Source organism: Pseudomonas aeruginosa (assembly GCF_001457615.1).
GTDB lineage: Bacteria > Pseudomonadota > Gammaproteobacteria > Pseudomonadales > Pseudomonadaceae > Pseudomonas > Pseudomonas aeruginosa.
In genome coordinates, this window is sequence record NZ_LN831024.1 from 3,208,756 (window position 1) to 3,229,213 (window position 20,458).

The window sequence follows — 20,458 nt, forward strand, 5'->3', positions numbered from 1 at the left end:
GTCAGGCGGGGCGCAGGCTGATCCAGTAGTCGCTGTAGCGCAGCACGCGGATCGGCAGGCTGCGTCCGAGCATGTCCAGGGACGTGTGCATGTCGTCCAGCGGGAACAGACCGCTGACGCGGTTGCCGGCGATCTCCGCGTCGAGCTGGAGGATGCCTGGCAGATAGGGCCGGAAGGCCTCCGCGACCCAGGCCAGGGAGCGGTCGTGGACCTCCAGCCAGCCGCTGGCCCAGGCATCCTCTCCGGCCTGCATCGGGCCCTGTTCGAGCAGGCCGCCGGCATCGAACAGCAGACTACGTCGTGCCGCCACCGCCAGCTGGCGTCCCTCACCGGTGGTCAGCCGCGCGCTGCCGCGCAGGGTCACCAGGCGGATCGCCCCGCGCTCCTCGGCCAGCAGCAGGCTGCCGCTGGCGCAGTCCACCCGTCCGGCGGCGCAGTCGAGGGCGAAGGCGCCGCGCGGGTCCTCCTTCACTTCCAGGCGCATCGCGCCGCGCCGCAGCTCCAGGCGCCGCTGGGCGCCGTCGAGCAGCGGTCGCGCCTTGCTCCGCGCGTTCAGGCGCAGGCGGCTGCCGTCGGCCAGCAACCAGTCGCGGCGCTCGCCGGTGCCGGTCGCCAGTTCGCCGGGCAGGCCCATGCCGGCCTGGACCCAGCGCTCCAGGCCGGCGCCGCCGGCGAGCAGGACGAACAGCCCGAGGGCGCCGCCGACGAAGCGCCGGCGGCTCGACGGCTGCTCCAGGGCGCGCAGCACGGTAGCGCTCGGCTGGCCGCGCCAGGGCGAGTCCTGTAGCGGCGCGAGGCTGCCAAGCAGTTGCCGGAACACCTCGGCATGCTCGCTCGACAGCGCCTTCCAGCGTTCCAGGGCATCGCCCTCGGCGACGCTGAAGTCGCCGGATTGCAGGCGCACCATCCATTCGATGGCCTCCTCGACGATGCGTTGCCGTTCCGGCTTCTCGCTCATTCCTGGAATCCCCGGTAGCAGCAGTGCAAGGCATCCTTCATCAACTGGTGGATGCGCCCCAGGGACAATCCGAGGCGTTCGCCGATCTGCACGTAGGTCAGGCCTTCCAGCTGGCTCATCAGGAACACCGCGCGGGCCTGCCCGGACAGGCCGTCGAGCAGGCGGTCGATGGCTTGCAGGCTCTCGATCAGCATCCACTGTTCGTGGGGCGACGGCTGCACCGCCTCCGGCGCCTCGGCGAGGATCTGCAGGTAGGCGCGCTCCAGGTCCTTGCGCCGCCAGCTCTCGTACATCAGGCGTTGCGCGATGGTCGCGAGGAACGCCCGCGGCGAGCGGATCGACGCCGGGTCGGGGAGCATCCAGACCTGCAGGAAAGCCTCGGCGGCGAGGTCTTCGGCGCTGTGGCTACAGCCGGTCTGGTAGGACAGCTTCTTGCACAGCCAGTCGTAGTTCTGCTGGAACAACTGGGCGATCAGGGTGTTCTTGATGGAGCCTTGGCTATCCATGGTAAGCGTTCGCTGCTGGCAGGCCACGCCACGGATAGCGGTAGTGAGCCTGGAGGTTGAGGAACGGCGCCCGGGGCTGTTCCCGTGGCGCACGGTAGGGAATCAATCGAGGCGCTCCCGGCAGTCCGCCGTGCCCGCCGCCGGCCGCTGCGCGGACAGCCAGCCGCAGGCGGCGGCGCCGAGGATCAGCGCGGCGCCCCACCAGGGGAGCGCGCGCACCGCCACCTGGTCCACCAGGATCGCGCCGATGAAGGCGCCCAGGGCCACGCCCAGCTGGATCGCGCTGGTGTTGAGGCTGATCTGGATCGCCGCGGTGTCCGGGCTGAGTTCCACCAGGTATTTCTGGATCGCCGGCCCCGGCGCCATGTTGAACACGCACCAGAACACCACCGCGCCCAGCAGCAGCGGCAGGCCGCCGGTGGCGAACGGCAGCAGGACCAGGGCCAGTGCATGCAGGAGCAGGAAGGCGACGAAGGTGGCCGGCCCCGGCCAGCGGTCGGCGGCACGTCCGCCGAGCAGCGCGCCGAGGATGCCGCCGCCCCCGTAGACCAGCAGGACCAGGCTGATGGTCGGTTTGTCGAGGGCCATGCTGCCGACCAGGAACGGCACGATGTAGGTGTAGACGGTGAACTGGCCGGTCATCTGCAACAGCGATGCCAGGTGGGCGAACGGCACCCGGCCCCGGGCCAGCGCCCGCAGTTGCTCCGCCGGGGCGATGCCGGGCGCGCCGGGTATGGCCGGCAGCAGGCGCAGGAGCAGCGGCAGGCCGAGCAACGCGACCCCGGCGAGCAGCAGGAACAGGCTACGCCAGCCCCAGAACTCGCCGATCAGGGTGCCCAGCGGTACGCCCAGCACCAGTGAGGCGACGATGCCGGCAAACACCAGGCCGATCGCCCGGCCGCGCCGTTCCGGTGCGACGATGGCCACCGCCAGGGTGATCGCCACCACCACAATGACCGAGGCACTGGCCGCCACCAGCAGCCGGCTCGCCAGCAACAGGGCGAAGCTCGGCGCGGCGGCGCTGGCCAGGTTGGCGCCGATGAACGCCAGCAGCGCGCCGGCCAGCAGGCGGCGGCGCTCGATGCCGGCGCTGAGGTAGACCAGCAGCGGGCCGAGCAGCGCATAGACCAGCGCGTACAGGCTCATCAGCAACCCGGCCCGGCCCTGGCTGACGGCGAAACTGGCGGCCAGTTCGTCGAGCACCCCGGCCACCACCAGTTCCACCGTGCCGACCACGAAGGCCAGCCCGGCCAGCAGCCAGACGCCCACCTCCGCCCTGCTCCGTTCAGTCTCGCCCATGGCTGCGTGCCTCCCCGTCGATGGCATAGCGATAGCGCCCGAGCATGACCAGCAGCCCTGCCGCCACGCCGAACGCGCCGAGCAGGACCAGCGTCGAGCCCGCGTAGGAGCCCGCGCGGTCGTAGAAGTAACCCAGCAGCCAGGACCCCAGGCTGATGGCGATGGCGAAGGTGAAGGGCTGGATCGAGCCATAGATCACGCTGAAATGGCGCAGGCCGAAGTAGCGGCTGACGAAGTACTGGGTGGTGCCGGTCTCGCCGCCGGCGCCCAGGCCGATCAGGAACACCGCGCCCCAGAGCAGCGCCGGCGGTCCGCCAAGGAGCAGGAGCAGCAGCCCGAGCGCCGCCAGCAGGGCGAACGGCAAGGCGATGCGCGGGGTGTCGTAGCGGTCCAGCAGGTAGCCCAGCGCCGGTTGCGAAACGATCATGCCGACCCACAGCGCCGCCAGCACGTCGGTGGCGACTTCCCGCGACAGGCCGCGCTCCTGCAACAGCGGCACGCCATGCACCATCACGCCGGTGACGGCGAACACGCCGAGGATCAGGTTGCCGACGATTAGCCAGAAGTCCGCCGAGCGCCAGGCCTGGCCTGGCGTCGCTCCGGGCAGCGCGCCGGCTGGCGGGCGCCGCGCCTGCGGCAGGTCGCCGGGCCGCTCGCGGAACAGCGCGTAGAGCAGCGGCAGCGCCAGCAGGCCTTCGAGCAGGCCATAGACGAGGAAGGTGGCACGCCAGCCGAAGGCGTCGATGCAGGCGCTGCCCAGGTACAGCGCCAGTGGCCCGCCGACGCCGAAGCCGAGTCCGAGGATGCCGTAGGCTGCGCCGCGACGACGCTCGAACCAGCCGCCGAGAATCCGCGCATAGGGAATGTTGCCCGGCGTCAGCAGGCCGAGCAGCGCGAACAGCAGGTATAGCTGCCAGCCGCTGCGCGCCAGCGCCAGGCTGGCCAGGCACAGGGCCAGCGCGGCGGTCAGCGGCAGGACCAGGGCGCGCGCGCCCCAGCGATCCACCAGCCAGCCCTTCAGCGGGCTGCTCAGGGCTACCGCCAGGCCCAGCAGGGTCACCGGCAGTGCCGACTGGCCACGGTCCCAGTCCAGGTCGGCGGCGATCGGCTCGATGAACAGCGAAAAGCTGCTGATCACCAGCCCGGTGGGGCCGAAGATCACCCCCACTACCGAGGCCAGCAGCACCCCACAACTGGCCACGCCGAACTCGCCGACGCCAGGCGCCGCCGGCGCGACGTCCTCCATGGCCTCGCGGGCGACGCCGCTCATGCGTCGCGCCTCAGGCGCTCGATCAGTTGGCGGCGCAAGCGGATGTCCTCGGCGTTCTCGGTGGTGGCCTCGAGCTGGACGATCTCGATGCCGGCGCGATGAAAGGCCAGGATCTGTTCCGCCACCTCGCCGACGCTGCCCACCAGCACCCCGGCGAAGCTGCGCTGCACGGTATTCGCCACCCATTCGCGCAAGGCCTCCGGCGCCAGCCGGGCGAGCCGGTCGCGCTCGCCGTCGCGGGCGACCTGCGGCGATGCCGCCAGTTCGTCGAGGGGCCGTGCCAGAAGCAGTTCGAAAGCGGCCTGGCGGTAGTGCTCGGCGATGTCCAGGGCCGCCGCCGGACTGTCGCCGAGGATCACCTGGAAGTGCTTCCAGAACTTCAGCCGCCGTCCCTGCTCCGCCGCCTCCTCGTTCAGCCTGCGCTTGAGCTCCGCGGTCTGCGTGGGGCTGGCGAAGTGGCCGGCGTAGACGTCGGCGAAGCGCACCGCCAGGCGTTGTGCCTGCGCCGAGGAGCCGCCAACGGATAGCGGCGGGCGCGGCCGCTGGATCGGCAGGAAGCCGCTGCCGGCGTCCTCCAGCCGGTAGAACTCGCCGTGGTAGTCGAAGGGTTCGCGGCTTTCCAGGGCGCGGGTGAAGACCTCCAGGTACTCCACGGCGCGCCGGTAGCGTTCGTCCTTGTCGGCGAAGTCGCCGTCGCGGCGCACGTCGGCGTCGCTGGAGCCGATCACCAGGTGTACGCCGGCGCGCCCGTTGGACAGGCCGTCGAGAGTGGCCAGGGCGCGCGCGGCAACGGTCGGCTGGGCGCTCCCCGGTCGGTGCGCGACGGTGGCGCGCAGGCGCGGCGCCGCGGCCAAAGCCCAGCCGGCGACCAGCCAGGGGTCGGGCCAGGCAGCGGAAACGGTGAACAGCGCGCCGTCGAGGCCGTCCGCCTCTTCCAGGCGGGCCTTCTGCTGGATGTCGAAGGCGCTCACCGCGCGACTGCGGGTGTCCGGCAGGAAACGCGCGGCCTGGCGGGCGAAGGCACTGTCGCCGATGACCGCGGAGGCGCGCACGCCGCCGCGCAGTTCGATGCTCATGGTTCGTCCTCCTTAGAAGGTGTAGGCCGCGCCGAGGTAGTAGAAGGCGCCGTTGAAGCTGATCTGCGAGGCATAGGTGTCGTACTGGTTGAAGCCGAGGTAGGCGCTCTCGGCCGGCAGCTTGTCGGGCTTCACGTCGAACAGATTGTTGGCCCCGGCGCTCAGGGTCAGGTTGCGGCTCGCCGCATAGCGCAGGGCAACGTCGGTGATGTACTTGGGCGAATTCTCGAAGCGGTTGAAGACCGTGGTCGAATAGGCGTGCTCGCCGGTGTAGTAGTCCAGTTCGGAAACCGTCTTGCTGTAGCGCGTTTCGCGCAGGGTCAGGCCCCAGCGCCGGTAGCTCCAGTCGGCCTGCAGGCTGACCTGGCTGCGCGGCGTGGAACTGGTGATCCAGGCCTGCTGCTGGTCGTTGAGCAGCGGCTGGCCGTTGCGCCCGCGATGATTCCTGACCAGCTTCGTGCGATTGACGTTGGCGCCCAGGCGCCAGTCGATCCGGCCCCACTCGCCGAGCCGGGTCAGGTAACTGGCGGTGAGGTCGAGGCCGTGGGTACGGGTGTCGGCGCCGTTGGTCATGTAGTGGGTGCTGACCTGGGTCAGTCCGGCCGGGATGCTGATCCCGCCGGCGCGCAGCGCATCGATCGCCGGCTGTCCGGAATAGGTGGCACCGTCGACGATGCGGTCGCGGATCTCGATGCGATAGGCGTCGATGGCCAGGTTCAGGTCCGGCAAGGGATCGAGCACCAGGCCGAGGTTGTAGCTGATCGACTTTTCCGGCTCCAGGTCCTCGGCGCCGAGCAGCCTGGCCGCCGGCGAGTTGACCGCCAGCAGGCCGCTGGCGATGGTCGGCGAGACACCCAGGCTGGTGTAGTTCTCCTGGGCCAGCGACGGTGCGCGGAAGCCGCTGCTGAGACTGGCCCGCGCCGATACCTCGGGGCTGAAGCGGTAGCGGCTGGCGAGCTTGCCGTTGGTGGTGCTGCCGAAGTCGCTGTAGTGCTCGTAGCGCGCCGCCGTCTCCAGTTGCCAGCGCTCGTCGAGGGCGGTGGACAGGTCGAGATAGGCGCCGAGCACGTCGCGGCTCCACTGTCCGGCGGTGGCCGGCGCCTGCCCGGGGAGCGCCTTGGAACCGCCGTTGTAGTAGGACCAGGGATCGCCGGCCTCGACCTCGTAGAGCTCGCGGCGCTGCTCCAGGCCCCAGGAGAAATTCAGCGGCGCCGGCAGCCAGGCGAGGTCGAAGTCGCGGCGCAGGTCGAGATTGTTGGTCCACTGGGTGGCCTTGTAGCGCGCCAGGTCGAAGGAGCGCGGCGAATCGCCGGTCTCGCCGTAGAGGGCGAGGTTGATCGAATGGTCCATGCCGATCTCCGGGCGGTCGGCGCCGTAGGTCGAGCTGAGGTCCCAGTCCCAAGCGCCGAACAGCTCGCCGCCACGGGCGCCGAGGGTCAGCGAATAGTCGTCCTCGTCGCTGGTGATGCGCGGGGTGAAGCCGTTCGGATAGAGTCGCGGCGCCAGGGACGGCAACTGGTAGATCTGCGCCGAGGACACCGAGCGATGGGTATAGGTGGCGAAGCTGTACAGCTCGACGTTGTCGTCCAGCGCCACGCCGGCGTTGTAGGCCAGCGCCTGGCGGTGCAGCGAAGGGTCGCCGATGGACGGGTTGCCGTAGTGCCCGGTACGCTGGTCGATGCCGGCGCGGATGGTCCGCGCCTGTTCGCGGAACTGCGCGCTGAGGTTGAGGAAACCGCTCTCGCCGAAACGCAGGCCGCCATTCACCCCGCCGTTCTGGGTCAGGCCGTCGCCATCGCCGTAGCGACCGTTGTCGTAGGCGAGCCGGCCGCCGTGGTCGGCCGACTTGAGGATGACGTTGATCACCCCGGCGATGGCGTCCGAGCCGTACTGCGCCGAGGCGCCGTCGCGCAGCACCTCGATGCGCTCGATGGCGGCGAGCGGGATGGTATCCAGGTCGACCCCGGTGGAGCCGCTCTGCAGCCCGCCGCTGACATTGATGTTGGCGGTCTCGTGACGGCGCTTGCCGTTCACCAGCACCAGCACGTGGTTGGGACTCAGGCCGCGCAGCGACTGCGCGTTGGTCAGCGCCGAAGCGTTGTAGGCCTGGGCCTGGCGCGACAGCGAGGGCAGCAGGCGCACCAGGGCGTCGCGCAGGTCGCCGCTGCCACTGTCGCGCAATTGCTCGGCGCTGACCACATCGATCGGTGCCAGGCTCTCGCCGGCCTTGACATCGGCCTTGCGGGTGCCGGTGACCACCACCGTGGCCAGGGTCCCGGCGGGCTTCGCCGCCGGCAGCGCGGCATCCGGCGCCGTGGCGCGTTGCAGGCTGAGCACGCCGGCGGCGCTGCGGATGTATTCCAGGCCGCTGCCCTGCAAGGCCCGCTGCAGCGCCTGCTCGACGCTGTAGGAGCCCTGGATCGCCGGTGCCGGCAGGCCCTCCACCAGGTGCTGGTCGAAGGCGATCGGGGTGCGACTCTGGCGGACTATGCTCAGCAGTACCTGGGCCAGTTCGCCGGCCGGGATGTCGAAGCGCTGGATCTCGGCGCGGCTGGTGGCGCGGACCTCCTCTGCCGCCGACTCGCCGGGCTGGCCAAGGCAGGCCAGGCCGACCGCGCAGAGCACGGGGACGAGTCGAAGACGTGGCGAACGCGGGTTGGGCATGGTCGGTTCATCCTTGATCGGTTGCGGATGCCACCGAGTGCAATTGCCCGTACCGATTTTCAGCCGCGCGGCAGACCGATTGCGCATAAGGTTATGCCTCGCCCTCCCGAGCCCGGCAGCGCCAGACACTGACCGGGATTTCGCTGACCTGTCCGTCGGCCTGCATGCGCCGCTCGGCGATCCGCCCGAGGCGGACGAAGAATTCCTCCAGGCGCGTCGCCGGCACCAGCGGTGCGAAATAGGTGCCGAAGGTGGCGGCGTGGAAATGCTGGTATTCGGCGGAGTCGGCGACACGCAGGACCGCCGGGCGGGAGACGATGGAGTCGACCCGGAAGTGTCGTTCGACGCGTTCGCGCAACGCCTCCCGGCCACGGGTGCGGGTGCCCATCGGCAGCAGCCCGGCTTCCGCGTAGAGCGCCGCCACCCGTTCCGGCGCAGCCAGGCCCATCTCGACCAGGGCCTGGGCGACCAGGTCGTCCTCGCCGCCGAGGCCATCCTCGGCGAACGGATGGTGCGAGGTGAACAGGAATACTCCCTGCGCCTCGAGGTGCCGCGCGACCCACCGGAACAGCCGCTCTTCATCGGGATACAGCCAGTGCAGCACGGCGGTCATGCTGATCAGCTCGAAGCGTTCCGCCAGCGGCGGCAGGTCGAGCAGGTCGCCCTCCAGCAGACGCGCCTCGACGCCAGCCCCGCGCAACTGCGCGCGCGCCTGCTCCAGGCGTAGCGGCGAACGCTCGATGCCCCACAACCGTTGCAGGCCGGGCCAGCGCCGGGCGCCGCCGAGCAGCAGCGAGCCGATGCCGCAGCCGAGATCGAGCAGGCTGCGCGGCTCGATGCCGGCGCGGTCGAGCACCCAGTCCTGGTCGCGACGTTGCAGCAGTTCGCTGGAATCCTGGTAGCCGTCCAGGCTGCGCGCCTGTTCAATGATCGCGTTCATGTACGCCTGCTCCTTGGTTGAGGCTGTCCGCCGTGATGGTCCATACGCAGCCGTGGCCTTGCGGCTCTTCGTAGAGCCGCCAGTCGGCGCGGCAATCGCTGGCGGCGACGAACGCCGACAGCAGCTTGGTGCAATAGGTGCAGGCCGACTCCAGGGTGATCGGCACGCCTCGGGCGCGGGCGCGCTCGCGGTAGTCCCAGATCGCGCAGTGACGGTTGTGGAATACCGCGCGCCCGTCAGCCTCGGCCTGCACCTCGAAACGCGAACCGTAGAGCGCGGCCTGGCGTGCCAGGCGGTCGGCGGCGCTGGCCGGATCGCCCCGTCCCGCCGGTTCCAGCGCGCGATAGATCCGCGCGGTGGCGCGCGCCCAGTCGTCGAGCCGGTAATCCGCCGGGCGCGCGACGATGAACTGTTCGATCAGCGCCTGGGCGCGGAAGAACACCGCCTGCCAGGCTTCGGCGCGCAGGTCGTCGGTCGCCGGCAGATCGGCGAATATCCGCGCGCTGGTCGCCACCCAGTCCCCCAGGTCTTCACGCCGATGGCGCTCGGCGACGTAGGCGGACATCGCCGCGTGCACCTCGAACACCCGCTGTCGCCAGAGCGTCGCCTGCGCCGCCGGATCGCGTTCGACGGCGCTCATCGGAGCGCCTCCCGGTGGCTGGCGAGAAACCCCAGCAGGTGCTCCAGCACGGCGTCCGGCGCGTCCTCGGGAAGCATGTGGCTGGCGCCGATGGCGGCGCCCTCGACCTGCCCGGCCCAGGTCTTCCAGATTTCCAGCGGATGCTGCCCGGCGGCGTAGGGGCGCTCCTGCCAGAGCACCTGGACCGGGCATTGCAGGCGCCGGCCGGCGTCGCGATCGGCCTGGTCGGCGTCGGCATCGACGCCCACCGCGGCCCGGTAGTCCTCGCACATCGCATGGCGCACGGCGGGGTCGCGGAACGCCCGGCGGTAACTTTCCAGCGCCTGCGGGTGGTAGATGTCGCGGCCCTGGGCCATGCGTCGCAGGGTGTAGTCGAGGAAGTGCTCCGGATCGGCGCCGATCAGGCGCTCCGGCAGGTCGTACGGCTGGGCGAGGAGGAACCAGTGGTAGGCGTTGAGGGCGAAGGCCTTGTTCACCGCGGCCCAGTTGTCGAGGATCGGCACCACGGTCAGCGAGACGAAGGCCGCGACCGCTTGCGGATGGTCCAGCGCCAGGCGATAGCCGACCCGCGCGCCGCGGTCGTGGCCGATCACCGCGAAGCGTTCGAAGCCTAGCTGGCCCATCGTTTCCAGTTGGTCGCGGGCCAGCGCGGCCTTGGAATAGTCGGCGCCCTCCTCGTCCAGCGCCCGCGATTCGCCATAGCCGCGCAGGTCGGCGAGGACCACGCTGTAGTCCTCGGCCAGGCGCGGAGCGATGCGATGCCAGGCCAGGTGGGTCTGCGGATAGCCATGCAACAGCAGCAGCGGCGGGCCGCTGCCCTTCACGGCGACGCGGAGGCGCGCGGCAGAGGTGTGCAGGGTCAGGTAGTCGAAGCCGGGCAGCAACGGATCGGTATTCATGGGCGGCGCCTCACAGGATGATGCTGATGCGCCGCTGGGCGCTGATGGTCTCGTGGTCCAGGCGGATCTCCCGCGAGACGATGCGCAAGCCCTCGGGGCCGTCGCGCAGGACATGACTGGCTTCGCCGACGAAGCTCCAGGCCTCGCGGTTGCGGAACTGATGGACGACGAAGTTGCTGCGGCTGCTGACCAGTTCGCCCTCGACCCGCTTCAGCCGCACGTTGCCCACCAGGCGGCGGGTGCGCGAGCGCGGCTGCTCCATCCAGGTATGCCCGCCGAGGATGCTGTCGACCCGCTCGCGCAGGCGCACGTGGTCGTCGTCGATGATGTACAGGCTGTCCTCCGGCGCCTGGCCGGCCAGTTGCTCCTGCAAGGGCAGCACCCGGTAGCGTGCGGCGCGCTCGAACAGCGCGAACCAGGTATCCAGCAGGCGGTCGTCGAGCAGCTCGGCTTCGGCGACGAGGAAATCGCTGACCCGCGCCAGCAGGTCGCTGTCGGGACGGGACAAGGCAAGGCTCATGAGTATCCTCCGGGAAGAAAGTGCCGCTCAGAGGCTGATGTCGACCCCATGGCGGGTCAGCCAGCGGTCCAGGTTCAGCAGGTAGGCCAGGCCGGCGGTCGGGCTCGCCGAGGCACGCGGGCTGGGCAGCGGCGTGCCCTGTTCGAGAGCCTGGCGGACCCGCCCGGCGTCCACCAGTTCGAACAGCGGCGAGCGGCCGTCGTCGAGCAGGCGGCCGACCCGCTCGCGCAGCAGCGCCAGGTAACGTGGGTCGGGGTTGGCCGGGAAACCGCTCTTGCGCCGCTCCAGGATCGCCTGCGGCAGGTGCCCGCGCAGGGCCCGGCGCAGCAGGCTCTTGCTTTCCCCGGCGACGCTCTTCAGCGCCCAGGGCAGGTTCCATACGTACTCCACCAGGCGGTGGTCGCAGAACGGCACGCGCACTTCCAGGCCGACCGCCATGCTCATCCGGTCCTTGCGTTCGAGCATCGCCGGCAGCCAGCGGCTCAGCGCCAGGTAGGCGACCTCGCGCTGGCGTCGCTGGGCGGCATCCTCGCCATCCAGCCGCGGCACTTCGGCGAGGGCCTCGCGGTAGCGCGCCCGGATGTATTCCGGCGCCGCCACCCGTTCGGCGACCTCCCGCCGCAGCAGTTGCCAGGGCCCGCTCTTGCCGGCCAGCCAGGGGAAGCCGTCGTGTGCGAGGGCGCTCGGGTCGTGGAAGAACGGGTAGCCGCCGAACACCTCGTCGGCCGACTCGCCCGACAGTGCCACCGTGGTGTGCTCGCGGACCTGGCGGAACAGCAGGTAGAGCGAGGCGTCCAGCTCGCCCCAGCCGGGCAGGTCGCGGGCCTGGAGCACCGCCTCGTCCTGTTCCAGCACCTCTTCCGGGGCGACCAGCACGGTACGGTGCGGCGTACCGAGGAAGTTCGCCGCCAGCTGCGCATAGGGTTCGTCCCAGCTGCTTTGCCAGGGCGTCGGGACGAAGCCGCGGCCTTCGCCGGGGAAGTCCACGGAGAAGGTCGGCAGGCGCCGCGCGTCGCCATCCAGCGCGGCCACCGCGAAGGCGCTGATGGCGCTGGAGTCGAGCCCACCGGAAAGCAGGCTGCCCAGCGGGACGTCGGCCACCAGTTGCTCGGCCACTGCCTCGCGGAGCAACTGGCCGGCGCGTTCGGCGCTGTCCTCGGCACCCTCTTCGTGACGTTCCGCGCGCAGCGCCCAGTAGACCAACTCGCGCACACCATTGCGGTCGAAGCGCAGCGCCTGGCCCGGCCGGACCTGGCGCAGGCCCTTGTACAGGCCGTGGCCGGGAGTCGGCGCGGTGGTCAGGGCGAACAGCTCGGCGATGCCGCTGGCGTCGAGCACCGGGTTGGCCTCGGGGTTGGCGAAGATCGCCTTGGGTTCCGAGGCGAACAGCACGCCTCCGGCGGTCGGGTAGTAGTACAGCGGCTTGACCCCGAAGCGATCGCGCACCAGCCACAGGCTCTGCTCGCGCTCGTCCCACAGGGCGAAGCCGTAGATGCCGCGGAGCCGGGCGAAGGAAGCCTCGCCCCATTGCAGATAGGCGCGCAGCACCACTTCGGTGTCCGAGCGGGTGCGGAAGACCTGGCCCAGCGTCTCCAGCTCGGCGCGCAGCTCGCGGAAGTTGTAGACCTCGCCGCTGTAGGTCAGCGCCACCCGCCCGCCCGCCTCGGCAAGCATCGGTTGAGCACCGTTCTCCAGGTCGATGATCGCCAGGCGCCGATGGCCGAGCAGCGCGTGCCGCGACAGCCACAGGCCTTCGGCGTCCGGCCCGCGCGGGGCCAGGGTACGGGTCATGCGTTCGAGGATGCTGCGCTGCTCGCCGAGGTCGCGGCTCCAGTCGGTCCAGCCGGTGATTCCACACATGGATGACGTTCCTTGCAGTGACCCTTTATTCCCCGCGTAGCCAGGGCGGCGCGCAGGGATCTGCAGGGAGCGATGGTTGAAGACGGCTCAGACGGCCACGGCGAGACGCCGCAGGGCGGCGGGCTGCTGCCCGAGCCGGCGGCTCCATTCGCGCCAGAAGCCGCGGTTCTGTTCCTCGTCGACGTGGCGGCGGGTTGCCGGTCCCATGCCGCGGGAGAAATCGCTGTAGCCGAGGGCGGCGTGGGCGTAGGCGCGCTGACAGGATTCGAGGATCTCGACGTCGTCGGGGGTGCCGAAACCGCCCGGGCCGATGAACGAGATCAACCCATTGATCCGCGCCGCCCGCTCCTCGCGGGTCTCATCGGCGAAGCCGGCGCCCCATACGGTGACGCTGACCTCATCGGCGGCGGTCGGGAAGAACGAGCGGATGTTCAGGCCGAGGATGTCGTTGATCACCAGGTTGGGAAAGATGAACAGGCTTTTGTTGGTGTGGGCGATGTCCTCCGCCCGCGCCTGCCCGAAGCGTTCCACCAGGCGTTCGAACTTGGCGGCGATGGACGGCTTGAGCGCTTCCGGGAACAGCGGGCTCCAGTAGGCGATCGGCCGTCCGGTGGACGGCGGGCCGCTGATGATCAGTGCGTGGCCGTTGCCCAGCGCTTCGCCGCGGCCATGGCGCTTGTGCGACTCCGGATCGGTGCCGAGGCTATTCAGGTATTCCAGGTAGCGCTTGTGGGCGAACGGCAGGTGGTAGGCGTCCACGCCGTTTTCCGCGAGCAGCTTCCAGTTGGCCTTGATCGAATGCTCGAAGCCGCCGGGAATGATCTCCAGTTCCGCCTCGGACTGGTCGCAGATCAGGTCGATATAGTCCTTCGCCTGGCCCAGGTAGGTTTCCAGGGACGCTTGCCGGGCGCCGTAGTGGATGAACAGGAAGTTGCGGTAGATCGCGTGTTTCACCCGTGTCAGGGACAGCTCCGGATGGCATTGCCCGGCGTGTTGGTAGGCGGCCTTGTCCGGCAGGCCGATCAGGCTGCCGTGGCTGTCGTAGGTCCAGCCATGGTAGGGACAGGTGAAACGCTGGCTGTTGCCCTGGCGCTCGGCGCAGACTTTGGCCCCACGGTGCGCGCAGGCGTTCAGGTAGACCGCCGGCTCGCCATCGGCGCGACGCTGGATGATCAGGTTGCGCCCGCCGACGTCGCGGGTGATGAAGTCGCCGGGCTCGCGCAGCTCGCTGAGGTGGGCGGCATACAGCCAGCTGTCGTCGAATATCTCGTGCAGTTCGCGCCGGTGCAGTTCCGCGGAAACATAGGCCTGGCGCCTGACCCGGAAGTAACTTGCGTCGTCGGTCTCGATATATTCACTCACCGCCTAACCTCCGTGTAACGTTGACAACCCGGCAACGGGGACGGAGGAAACCTAGCACGGGGAAAATCAATTCCGGCAGACTATTTATTCATTAGCTAATAACTCGTAACCCCATGAAAAAAGACAAAATAATTATTTCCCTCGGCGACTGAAAATTCGTCCCTCTCATTGCACTCATGCTTTTATGAGGGGTCGCCCCGTTCAACTCTTCAGGTTCACCAGGTCGAGCAGGTCGGCACCGGCCTTGATCTCCTGCAGGACGATTTCCGAGCGGATGTCGGTGACGCCGGCGGCGCGGTTCAGTTTGTTCACGATGAAGTCCGAATAGTGCTTGAGGTTGCGCGCCCGGACCCGTAGCACATAGTTGGTGGCGCCGGTCACCACATAGGCGGTGACCACCTCCGGCCAGTCCCGGACCCTGGCGATGAACGCCTCGTGCCAACCCTCGACGTCCTGGCGCAGCGACACATGGACGATGGCTTCCAGCTCCACGCCCAGTCGCTCGGCATCCAGTTCCACCGAGTAGCCGCGGATGATCCCCTCGCTTTCCAGCAGGCGCAGCCGGCGCAGGCAGGCGGATGGCGAGAGGGAGACCTTCTCCGCCAGGTCCTGGTTGCTCATCCGCCCGTCCTGCTGCAGGTGACGGAGAATGCGCAGATCGATGGCGTCCAGGGACATGTGCAGTTCCTATCAGAATGAATAGCTATCTTCGAATTTTGTGCGAACAGATTGCCATGCGACCTTGCATTTCGCACGAAAATTCTCCGAAATCTCGTTCATTATCATTCGCTGAATTTCCGGAGAAAAACAATGACTTCGCTCCGCTACTGGGACATCAGTCCCGCCCTCGACCCGAGCACGCCGACCTGGCCCGGCGACACTCCGTTCCAGCAGGAATGGGCGGCGCGGCTGGACGAGCAGTGCCCGGTCAACGTCGGCCGGATCACCCTTTCGCCGCATACCGGCGCCCACGTCGACGGCCCCCTGCACTACCGCGCCGACGGCCTGCCCATCGGCCAGGTGCCGCTGGACGTCTACATGGGACCGTGCCGGGTGATCCACTGTATCGGCGCTAACCCGCTGGTGACCCCCGAACACCTCGCCGGCCAGCTCGACGACCTGCCCTCGCGGGTGCTGCTGCGGACCTTCGAACGGGTCCCGGCGAACTGGCCGGAAGGCTTCTGCGCTATCGCTCCGGCCACCATCGAGTGCCTCGCCGAGCGCGGCGTCAGGCTGGTCGGCATCGACACCCCGTCGCTCGACCCCCAGCACTCCAAGACCCTCGACGCCCACCACGCGGTGGGCCGCCACGGCATGGCGATCCTCGAAGGCGTGGTCCTCGACGACGTGCCCGCCGGCGACTACGAACTGCTCGCCCTGCCGCTGAAATTCACCCACCTCGATGCCAGCCCGGTGCGTGCCGTGCTGCGCGCCCTGCCTACCGCGGAGTAACCGATGACCACTCGTGACGACTGCCTGGCGCTCGACGCCGGCGATCCCCTGGCCGACCTGCGCCAACTGTTCGCCCTGCCCGACGGCGTGATCTACCTCGACGGCAACTCCCTCGGCGCCCGCCCCCGGGCCGCCGTGGAGCGCGCCGCCGAAGTGGTCGCCGCGGAATGGGGCGAGGGCCTCATCCGCAGCTGGAACAGCGCCGACTGGCGCGGCCTGCCGGAGCGCCTCGGCGACAAGCTGGCGCCCCTGATCGGCGCGCGCGCCGGCGAAGTGGTGATCACCGACACCACCTCGATCAACCTGTTCAAGGTGCTCAGCGCCGCCCTGCGGATCCAGGAGGAAGAAGCGCCAGGGCGCAAGGTGATCGTTTCCGAATCGAGCAACTTCCCCACCGACCTGTACATCGCCGAGGGCCTTACCGACATGCTCCAGCGCGGCTACCGGTTGCGCCTGGTGGATGGCCCGGAGCAACTGCCGGCGGCGATCGACGCGGATACCGCGGTGGTGATGCTCAGCCATGTCAACTACAAGACCGGCTACCTGCACGACATGCGCGAGGTCACCCGCCTGGTCCACGAAAACGGCGCCCTGGCGATCTGGGACCTGGCCCACTCGGCCGGCGCGCTGCCGCTGGACCTGCACGCGGCCGAGGCCGACTACGCCATCGGCTGCACCTACAAGTACCTCAACGGCGGCCCCGGCTCGCCGGCCTACGTGTGGGTCGCGCCGCGCCTGCGCGAGCGTGTCTGGCAACCGCTGTCCGGCTGGTTCGGTCATTCCCGCCAGTTCGCCATGGAGCCGCGCTACCAGCCCGGCGAAGGCATCACCCGGTTCCTCTGCGGCACCCAGCCGATCACCTCGCTGGCCCTGGTCGAATGCGGCCTGGATATCTTCGCCCGGACCGACATGCAGCGCCTGCGCGACAAGTCGCTGGCCCTCGCCGATCTGTTCATCGAATTGGTGGAAAGCCGTTGCGAACGCTTCGGCCTGACCCTGGTGACCCCGCGCGAGCATGCCCGGCGCGGCAGCCATGTCAGCTTCGAGCATGCCCAGGGCTACGCCATCGTCCAGGCCCTGATCGACCGCGGGGTAATCGGCGACTACCGCGAGCCGGGCATCCTGCGCTTCGGCTTCACCCCGCTGTACACCCGCTTCGTCGAGGTCTGGGATGCGGTGCAGGCGATGCTGGAAATCCTCCAGAGCGAAGCCTGGAAAGAGCCGCGCTACCAGGTCCGGCACAAGGTGACCTGAGCCCCGCTCGCGCGGGCCGCGCCGGTATTCCCGGGGCGGCCCGCGAACACCCACCGCTCTCGCGCACAGGAGCCCGCGACCGGCACCCGCACATCGCCACCGACGTTCCCTCGGCAATTCATAAGAACCCCAATAAGATTCCAGAGGACATCCAGATGAACGACCCCCAGGGCTTCGAGGCCATCTCGCGCCGCGAACAGGGCCTGCAACGGCGGCTCTCGGCCGCGCAGATGAGCATGATCGCCATCGGCGGCGCCATCGGCACCGGCCTGTTCATGGGCAGCGCCTTCGCCATCGGCTTCGCCGGTCCCAGCGTCCTGCTCAGCTACGCCATCGGCGCGCTGATCACCCTGCTGCTGATGGGCTGCCTGGCGGAAATGACCGTGGCCCATGCCACCCCCGGCTCGTTCGGCGCCTTCGCCGAGCACTACGTCGGCCCGCTGGCCGGGTTCCTGGTGCGCTACGCCTACTGGGCGGCCATCGTCCTGGCGGTGGGCACCGAGGTCACGGCGGTGGCCATGTACATGAAGTACTGGTTCGCCGGTATCCCGGAATGGGTCTGGATCATCTCCTTCTCGACCCTGCTGATCGGCCTGAACGCCAGCAGCGTGAAAGCCTTCGGCAACTTCGAATACTGCTTCTCGACACTGAAGATCGCCGCCATCGTCGCCTTCATCCTGCTCGGCGCCTACCTGGTGTTCGGCTCCGCCAACCCGGCCTACGGCGTGCACAACTACAGCGCCCACGGCGGCTTCTTCCCGCACGGCCTGAAAGGCATGTGGATCGCCGTGGTGGTGTCGATCTTCAGCTATCTCAGCGTGGAGATGATCGCGGTCGCCGCCGCCGAGGCCGAACATCCGGAACAGGCGGTGAGGTCGGCGTTCCGCTCGACCATCGTGCGCCTGGTGGTGTTCTACCTGCTGACCCTGGCGCTGATGCTCGCCATCGTCCCCTGGGACCAGGCCGGGCAGAGCCAGAGCCCGTTCGTCACGGTGATGCAGGCGATCGGCCTGCCCGGCGCCACCGGGGTGATGAACTTCGTGGTGCTGGTGGCCGCGCTGTCGGCGATGAACAGCCAGCTCTACATCACCACCCGGATGATGTTCAGCCTGTCGCGCGCGGGGCACGCGCCGAAGGGCCTCGGCGAACTGAGCCGCCAGGGCGTGCCGCTGAACGCGCTGCTGCTGTCGAGCGTCGGTATCGCCCTGGCGACCCTGCTCAACCTGGTCTACCCCGAGCAGTCCTTCACCCTGATGATGGCGGTGTCGATGTTCGGCGCCCTCTTCACCTGGCTGATGATCTTCTTCACCCACCTCTGCTTCCGCCGCCACCGCGCCCGCCACGGCGGCGCGCCGCTGGCCTTCCGCATGCGCCTGGCGCCCTGGTCGACATTGCTCGGCCTGGCGCTGATGGCGGCGATCCTGGTCACCACCTTCTTCACCGAGGCGTTCCGCATGACCCTGGTCTTCGGCGTGCCGTTCCTCGCGCTGCTCAGCGCACTCTACCTGGTCTTCGTCCGCAAGCCCGGCAGGGATTGTCCGATAGAACGGGCAACGCCCTAGGCGCTCTCCGCCCTGCGAACCTGGCGCGCAGGGCGAAGCCCGACCGGCGCGCCCTTTCCGGACCGGGCGGTTCCGTTTCCCATACCTTTTCCGTCGCACAAAAAGCATTACCCGCCGGCCGCCGCGACTCCGTAGCGTAGTGCCCAACCGGACGTTCCGGCCCGCGGCGCGCCGCGGCCGGCGCGCTCCCGTCAGGGACGAAGTGGCGGCACGCCCAGCCATCGAGCGCACTGCATCGCTCTGCCCTGTGGGGACGCAGACGTCGTCAGCCATGAGGGGAACACGATGCATCCGACCTTTTCGCGGGTCCTGCTGGCCGCCGCACTGGCCGCCGCCGGCAGCCCTGCCGTCGCCACCGAAATCCAGCTCGAGCAAGGCTGGAACGCCGAGCAACGCGCCTCCTGGTACGACGCCTCGCTCGGTTCGCGGCTGCTGCCGCTGGCCTGGGCCCAGGCGCTGGAGCGTCCGGACAGCGAGGAGCGCCTGTTCTCCGAAGACAACGCCCGGCGCCTCGGCTTTCCCCTGCGCAACTGGCAAGGCGGCGAACTGCGCCTGCCGCGCGGCTTCGCCCTCGACCAGCAGGACGACAGCCAGTTCTCCGACACCCGCCTGCGCTGGAAAGCCCGCCAGTCGTCCAGCGAACCCTGGGTCGGGCTGAATTGCGCCGGCTGCCACTCCACCGACATCAGTTACCGCGGCAGCGAACTGACCGTCGACGCCGGCGCCACCCTGGCCAACGTCCAGGCGATCTTCGACGAAGTGCTCGCCGCGCTGCGCCGCACCAGCGACGACGGCGACAAGTTCGCGCGCTTCGCCGGCAACGTCCTCGGCAGCGAGGACAGCCCGGCCAACCGCGAGCTGCTGAAGGCCGCCCTGGTCAAACGCGCGGCGCTGATCGACACCCTGCTGAGCATGTCCGCGACCGACCTGCAACCCGGCCCGGGGCGCCTCGACGCCACCGGCCAGTCACTCAACCGCACGGCGATCAACTCCGGCGCCCGCCATCTGCAAGCGAACCCGACCGACGCGCCGACCAGCTTCCCGGCACTGTGGCACACGTTGCAGATGGACAAGCTGCAATCCAGCGGATTCGTGCCCAACGTCAAGGTCCTCGATCTCAACGGCCAGGTCTTCGACCTCGGCTACCTGGCCGGCGACATCGGTGTGGTCCAGGGCGACTACGGCGACGTGGTCAGCCATCCGCTGTCCGGCCTGGAGGGCTATATATCGAGCATCCGCGTGGACAACCTGACCCGTGTCGAGGGCCTGATCCACAAGCTCAAGGCGCCGGCCTGGCCGAGCCAGCTGTTCGGCGCCCCGGACAGCGCCAGGCTGGCCCAGGGCAAGCGCCTCTACGAGGAGAACTGCGCGGCCTGCCATGCGAGCATCGGCCGCGACGACCTGCAAACCCCGATCAAGGTCCGCCAGGTGCGCCTGAAGGCCCATGGCGACGACGCGCCGATCGGCACCGACCCGTGGATGGCCTGCAACACCTTCACCTTCAGCAGCCCCAGCGGCAACTACTTCGGCCTGTTCCGACCTTCCCTCGGCACCCCCAGCGGCGTCGGCATCGTCGGGCGGACTTCGAAGATCGCCGACATGCAGGTCCCCGAGGTGTTCCAGATCATGCTCGGCAAGAAAGGCCAGCTGGCCGACGGCATCGCCGAGATCATCCACGCCATCGTCACCGGGCAGCAGACCCTGCCCGGCTCCGACAGCCTGCAAGCGGTGCCCGCCGGACAATTGCTGCTGGCCGGCGCCGCCCCTGCCGACAGCCAGGCGCAGAGCCTCGCCGCCGGCGAAGTCCCCACCGACAAGAGTGCGCGCAAGGACTACTGCCTGAATACCGAGCATCCATTCCTCGGCTACATCGCTCGCCCGCTGAACGGCATCTGGGCCACCGCACCCTACCTGCACAACGGTTCGGTGCCGTCGCTGTACGACCTGCTGCTGCCCCAGGAGCAACGGCCGGCCACCTTCTACACCGGCAGCCACGAGTTCGATCCGAGCCGGGTCGGCTACCTCACCGCGCCCGGCCCGGACAACGCCTTCCTCTTCGACACCCACCTGGAAGGCAACTCCAACGCCGGCCACGACTTCGCCCGCGAGTACGACGAAAGCCAGCGCCTGGCGTTGCTCGAATACCTCAAGACCCTGTGAGCCGGCCCCGCCCACATGCCCAATAGAGAGAACCGC

Annotated in this window: 17 protein-coding genes; 4 read left to right on the plus strand and 13 right to left on the minus strand. The window is 69.2% G+C overall.

Going from position 1 to position 20,458, the window contains the following annotated elements:
* Position 1: 1 nt before the first annotated feature.
* From AT700_RS14670 to kynR, 13 genes are all read right to left on the minus strand, one after another.
* Positions 2-958 (minus strand): FecR family protein, encoded by a 957-nt coding sequence (locus AT700_RS14670; protein ID WP_031636195.1) that lies wholly within the window; start codon positions 956-958, stop codon positions 2-4.
* A complete protein-coding gene (locus AT700_RS14675) occupies positions 955-1,464 on the minus strand; it encodes a sigma-70 family RNA polymerase sigma factor (RefSeq protein WP_003107976.1) in 510 nt (169 codons plus the stop codon). The genes AT700_RS14670 and AT700_RS14675 overlap by 4 nt, the downstream gene beginning before the upstream one ends.
* Before the next feature lie 102 nt (positions 1,465-1,566).
* Positions 1,567-2,763, minus strand: a complete 1,197-nt coding sequence (locus AT700_RS14680) for an MFS transporter (protein ID WP_003121674.1) — start codon at positions 2,761-2,763, stop codon at positions 1,567-1,569.
* Positions 2,750-4,033 (minus strand): MFS transporter, encoded by a 1,284-nt coding sequence (locus AT700_RS14685; protein ID WP_048521113.1) that lies wholly within the window; start codon positions 4,031-4,033, stop codon positions 2,750-2,752. The genes AT700_RS14680 and AT700_RS14685 overlap by 14 nt, the downstream gene beginning before the upstream one ends.
* A complete protein-coding gene (locus AT700_RS14690) occupies positions 4,030-5,109 on the minus strand; it encodes an LLM class flavin-dependent oxidoreductase (protein WP_048521114.1) in 1,080 nt (359 codons plus the stop codon). Before AT700_RS14690 ends, AT700_RS14685 begins: the two co-directional genes overlap by 4 nt.
* A gap of 12 nt (positions 5,110-5,121) precedes the next feature.
* Positions 5,122-7,773: a TonB-dependent receptor gene (locus AT700_RS14695; protein WP_048521115.1), complete on the minus strand. Its 2,652-nt coding sequence runs from the start codon at positions 7,771-7,773 to the stop codon at positions 5,122-5,124.
* 91 nt (positions 7,774-7,864) lie between these two features.
* Positions 7,865-8,713, minus strand: coding sequence for a class I SAM-dependent methyltransferase (locus tag AT700_RS14700; RefSeq protein WP_048521116.1), 849 nt, complete (start codon positions 8,711-8,713; stop codon positions 7,865-7,867).
* Positions 8,697-9,353 (minus strand): hypothetical protein, encoded by a 657-nt coding sequence (locus tag AT700_RS14705; protein WP_003118518.1) that lies wholly within the window; start codon positions 9,351-9,353, stop codon positions 8,697-8,699. The genes AT700_RS14700 and AT700_RS14705 overlap by 17 nt, the downstream gene beginning before the upstream one ends.
* Complete coding sequence (locus AT700_RS14710; RefSeq protein ID WP_003105331.1) at positions 9,350-10,252, minus strand: alpha/beta fold hydrolase; 903 nt, start codon at positions 10,250-10,252, stop codon at positions 9,350-9,352. Before AT700_RS14710 ends, AT700_RS14705 begins: the two co-directional genes overlap by 4 nt.
* 10 nt (positions 10,253-10,262) lie before the next feature.
* Complete coding sequence (locus AT700_RS14715; protein WP_003160185.1) at positions 10,263-10,772, minus strand: aromatic-ring-hydroxylating dioxygenase subunit beta; 510 nt, start codon at positions 10,770-10,772, stop codon at positions 10,263-10,265.
* 27 nt (positions 10,773-10,799) lie between these two features.
* Positions 10,800-12,632 (minus strand): asparagine synthase (glutamine-hydrolyzing), encoded by a 1,833-nt coding sequence (asnB, locus tag AT700_RS14720; RefSeq protein ID WP_003105325.1) that lies wholly within the window; start codon positions 12,630-12,632, stop codon positions 10,800-10,802.
* Positions 12,633-12,719: 87 nt separating this feature from the next.
* On the minus strand, positions 12,720-13,994 hold the full coding sequence (locus tag AT700_RS14725) for an aromatic ring-hydroxylating oxygenase subunit alpha (RefSeq protein WP_015502997.1): 1,275 nt from the start codon (positions 13,992-13,994) through the stop codon (positions 12,720-12,722).
* Between the two features lie 201 nt (positions 13,995-14,195).
* Entirely contained in the window at positions 14,196-14,672 is a 477-nt protein-coding gene (gene kynR / locus AT700_RS14730; RefSeq protein ID WP_003088777.1) for a kynurenine pathway transcriptional regulator KynR, read from the minus strand.
* A 132-nt stretch (positions 14,673-14,804) separates the two neighbouring features.
* Between kynR and kynB the strand changes: the two genes are divergently transcribed.
* The 4 genes from kynB (at position 14,805) to AT700_RS14750 (ending at position 20,422) form a co-directional block, all read left to right on the plus strand.
* Positions 14,805-15,446: a kynurenine formamidase KynB gene (gene kynB / locus AT700_RS14735; RefSeq protein WP_003109664.1), complete on the plus strand. Its 642-nt coding sequence runs from the start codon at positions 14,805-14,807 to the stop codon at positions 15,444-15,446.
* A gap of 3 nt (positions 15,447-15,449) precedes the next feature.
* Positions 15,450-16,700 (plus strand): kynureninase, encoded by a 1,251-nt coding sequence (kynU, locus tag AT700_RS14740; protein WP_048521117.1) that lies wholly within the window; start codon positions 15,450-15,452, stop codon positions 16,698-16,700.
* 155 nt (positions 16,701-16,855) lie between these two features.
* A complete protein-coding gene (locus tag AT700_RS14745) occupies positions 16,856-18,262 on the plus strand; it encodes an amino acid permease (protein WP_003114855.1) in 1,407 nt (468 codons plus the stop codon).
* 285 nt (positions 18,263-18,547) lie between these two features.
* Positions 18,548-20,422 carry a (7S,10S)-hydroperoxide diol synthase gene (locus tag AT700_RS14750; protein ID WP_048521118.1) on the plus strand — a complete coding sequence of 625 codons (1,875 nt, stop codon included), beginning with the start codon at positions 18,548-18,550 and terminating at the stop codon, positions 20,420-20,422.
* Positions 20,423-20,458: the final 36 nt, after the last annotated feature.

Excerpts from the sequence above, each read along its gene's own strand:
- AT700_RS14705 (WP_003118518.1), bottom strand. The coding sequence starts at position 9,353 with ATGAGCGCCGTCGAACGCGATCCGGCGGCGCAGGCGACGCTCTGGCGA.
- kynU (WP_048521117.1), top strand. The coding sequence starts at position 15,450 with ATGACCACTCGTGACGACTGCCTGGCGCTCGACGCCGGCGATCCCCTG.
- AT700_RS14750 (WP_048521118.1), top strand. The coding sequence starts at position 18,548 with ATGCATCCGACCTTTTCGCGGGTCCTGCTGGCCGCCGCACTGGCCGCC.
- kynB (WP_003109664.1), top strand. The coding sequence starts at position 14,805 with ATGACTTCGCTCCGCTACTGGGACATCAGTCCCGCCCTCGACCCGAGC.
- AT700_RS14690 (WP_048521114.1), bottom strand. The coding sequence starts at position 5,109 with ATGAGCATCGAACTGCGCGGCGGCGTGCGCGCCTCCGCGGTCATCGGC.
- AT700_RS14670 (WP_031636195.1), bottom strand. The coding sequence starts at position 958 with ATGAGCGAGAAGCCGGAACGGCAACGCATCGTCGAGGAGGCCATCGAA.
- AT700_RS14700 (WP_048521116.1), bottom strand. The coding sequence starts at position 8,713 with ATGAACGCGATCATTGAACAGGCGCGCAGCCTGGACGGCTACCAGGAT.
- AT700_RS14675 (WP_003107976.1), bottom strand. The coding sequence starts at position 1,464 with ATGGATAGCCAAGGCTCCATCAAGAACACCCTGATCGCCCAGTTGTTC.
- asnB (WP_003105325.1), bottom strand. The coding sequence starts at position 12,632 with ATGTGTGGAATCACCGGCTGGACCGACTGGAGCCGCGACCTCGGCGAG.
- AT700_RS14745 (WP_003114855.1), top strand. The coding sequence starts at position 16,856 with ATGAACGACCCCCAGGGCTTCGAGGCCATCTCGCGCCGCGAACAGGGC.
- AT700_RS14685 (WP_048521113.1), bottom strand. The coding sequence starts at position 4,033 with ATGAGCGGCGTCGCCCGCGAGGCCATGGAGGACGTCGCGCCGGCGGCG.
- AT700_RS14710 (WP_003105331.1), bottom strand. The coding sequence starts at position 10,252 with ATGAATACCGATCCGTTGCTGCCCGGCTTCGACTACCTGACCCTGCAC.
- AT700_RS14715 (WP_003160185.1), bottom strand. The coding sequence starts at position 10,772 with ATGAGCCTTGCCTTGTCCCGTCCCGACAGCGACCTGCTGGCGCGGGTC.
- AT700_RS14695 (WP_048521115.1), bottom strand. The coding sequence starts at position 7,773 with ATGCCCAACCCGCGTTCGCCACGTCTTCGACTCGTCCCCGTGCTCTGC.
- kynR (WP_003088777.1), bottom strand. The coding sequence starts at position 14,672 with ATGTCCCTGGACGCCATCGATCTGCGCATTCTCCGTCACCTGCAGCAG.
- AT700_RS14680 (WP_003121674.1), bottom strand. The coding sequence starts at position 2,763 with ATGGGCGAGACTGAACGGAGCAGGGCGGAGGTGGGCGTCTGGCTGCTG.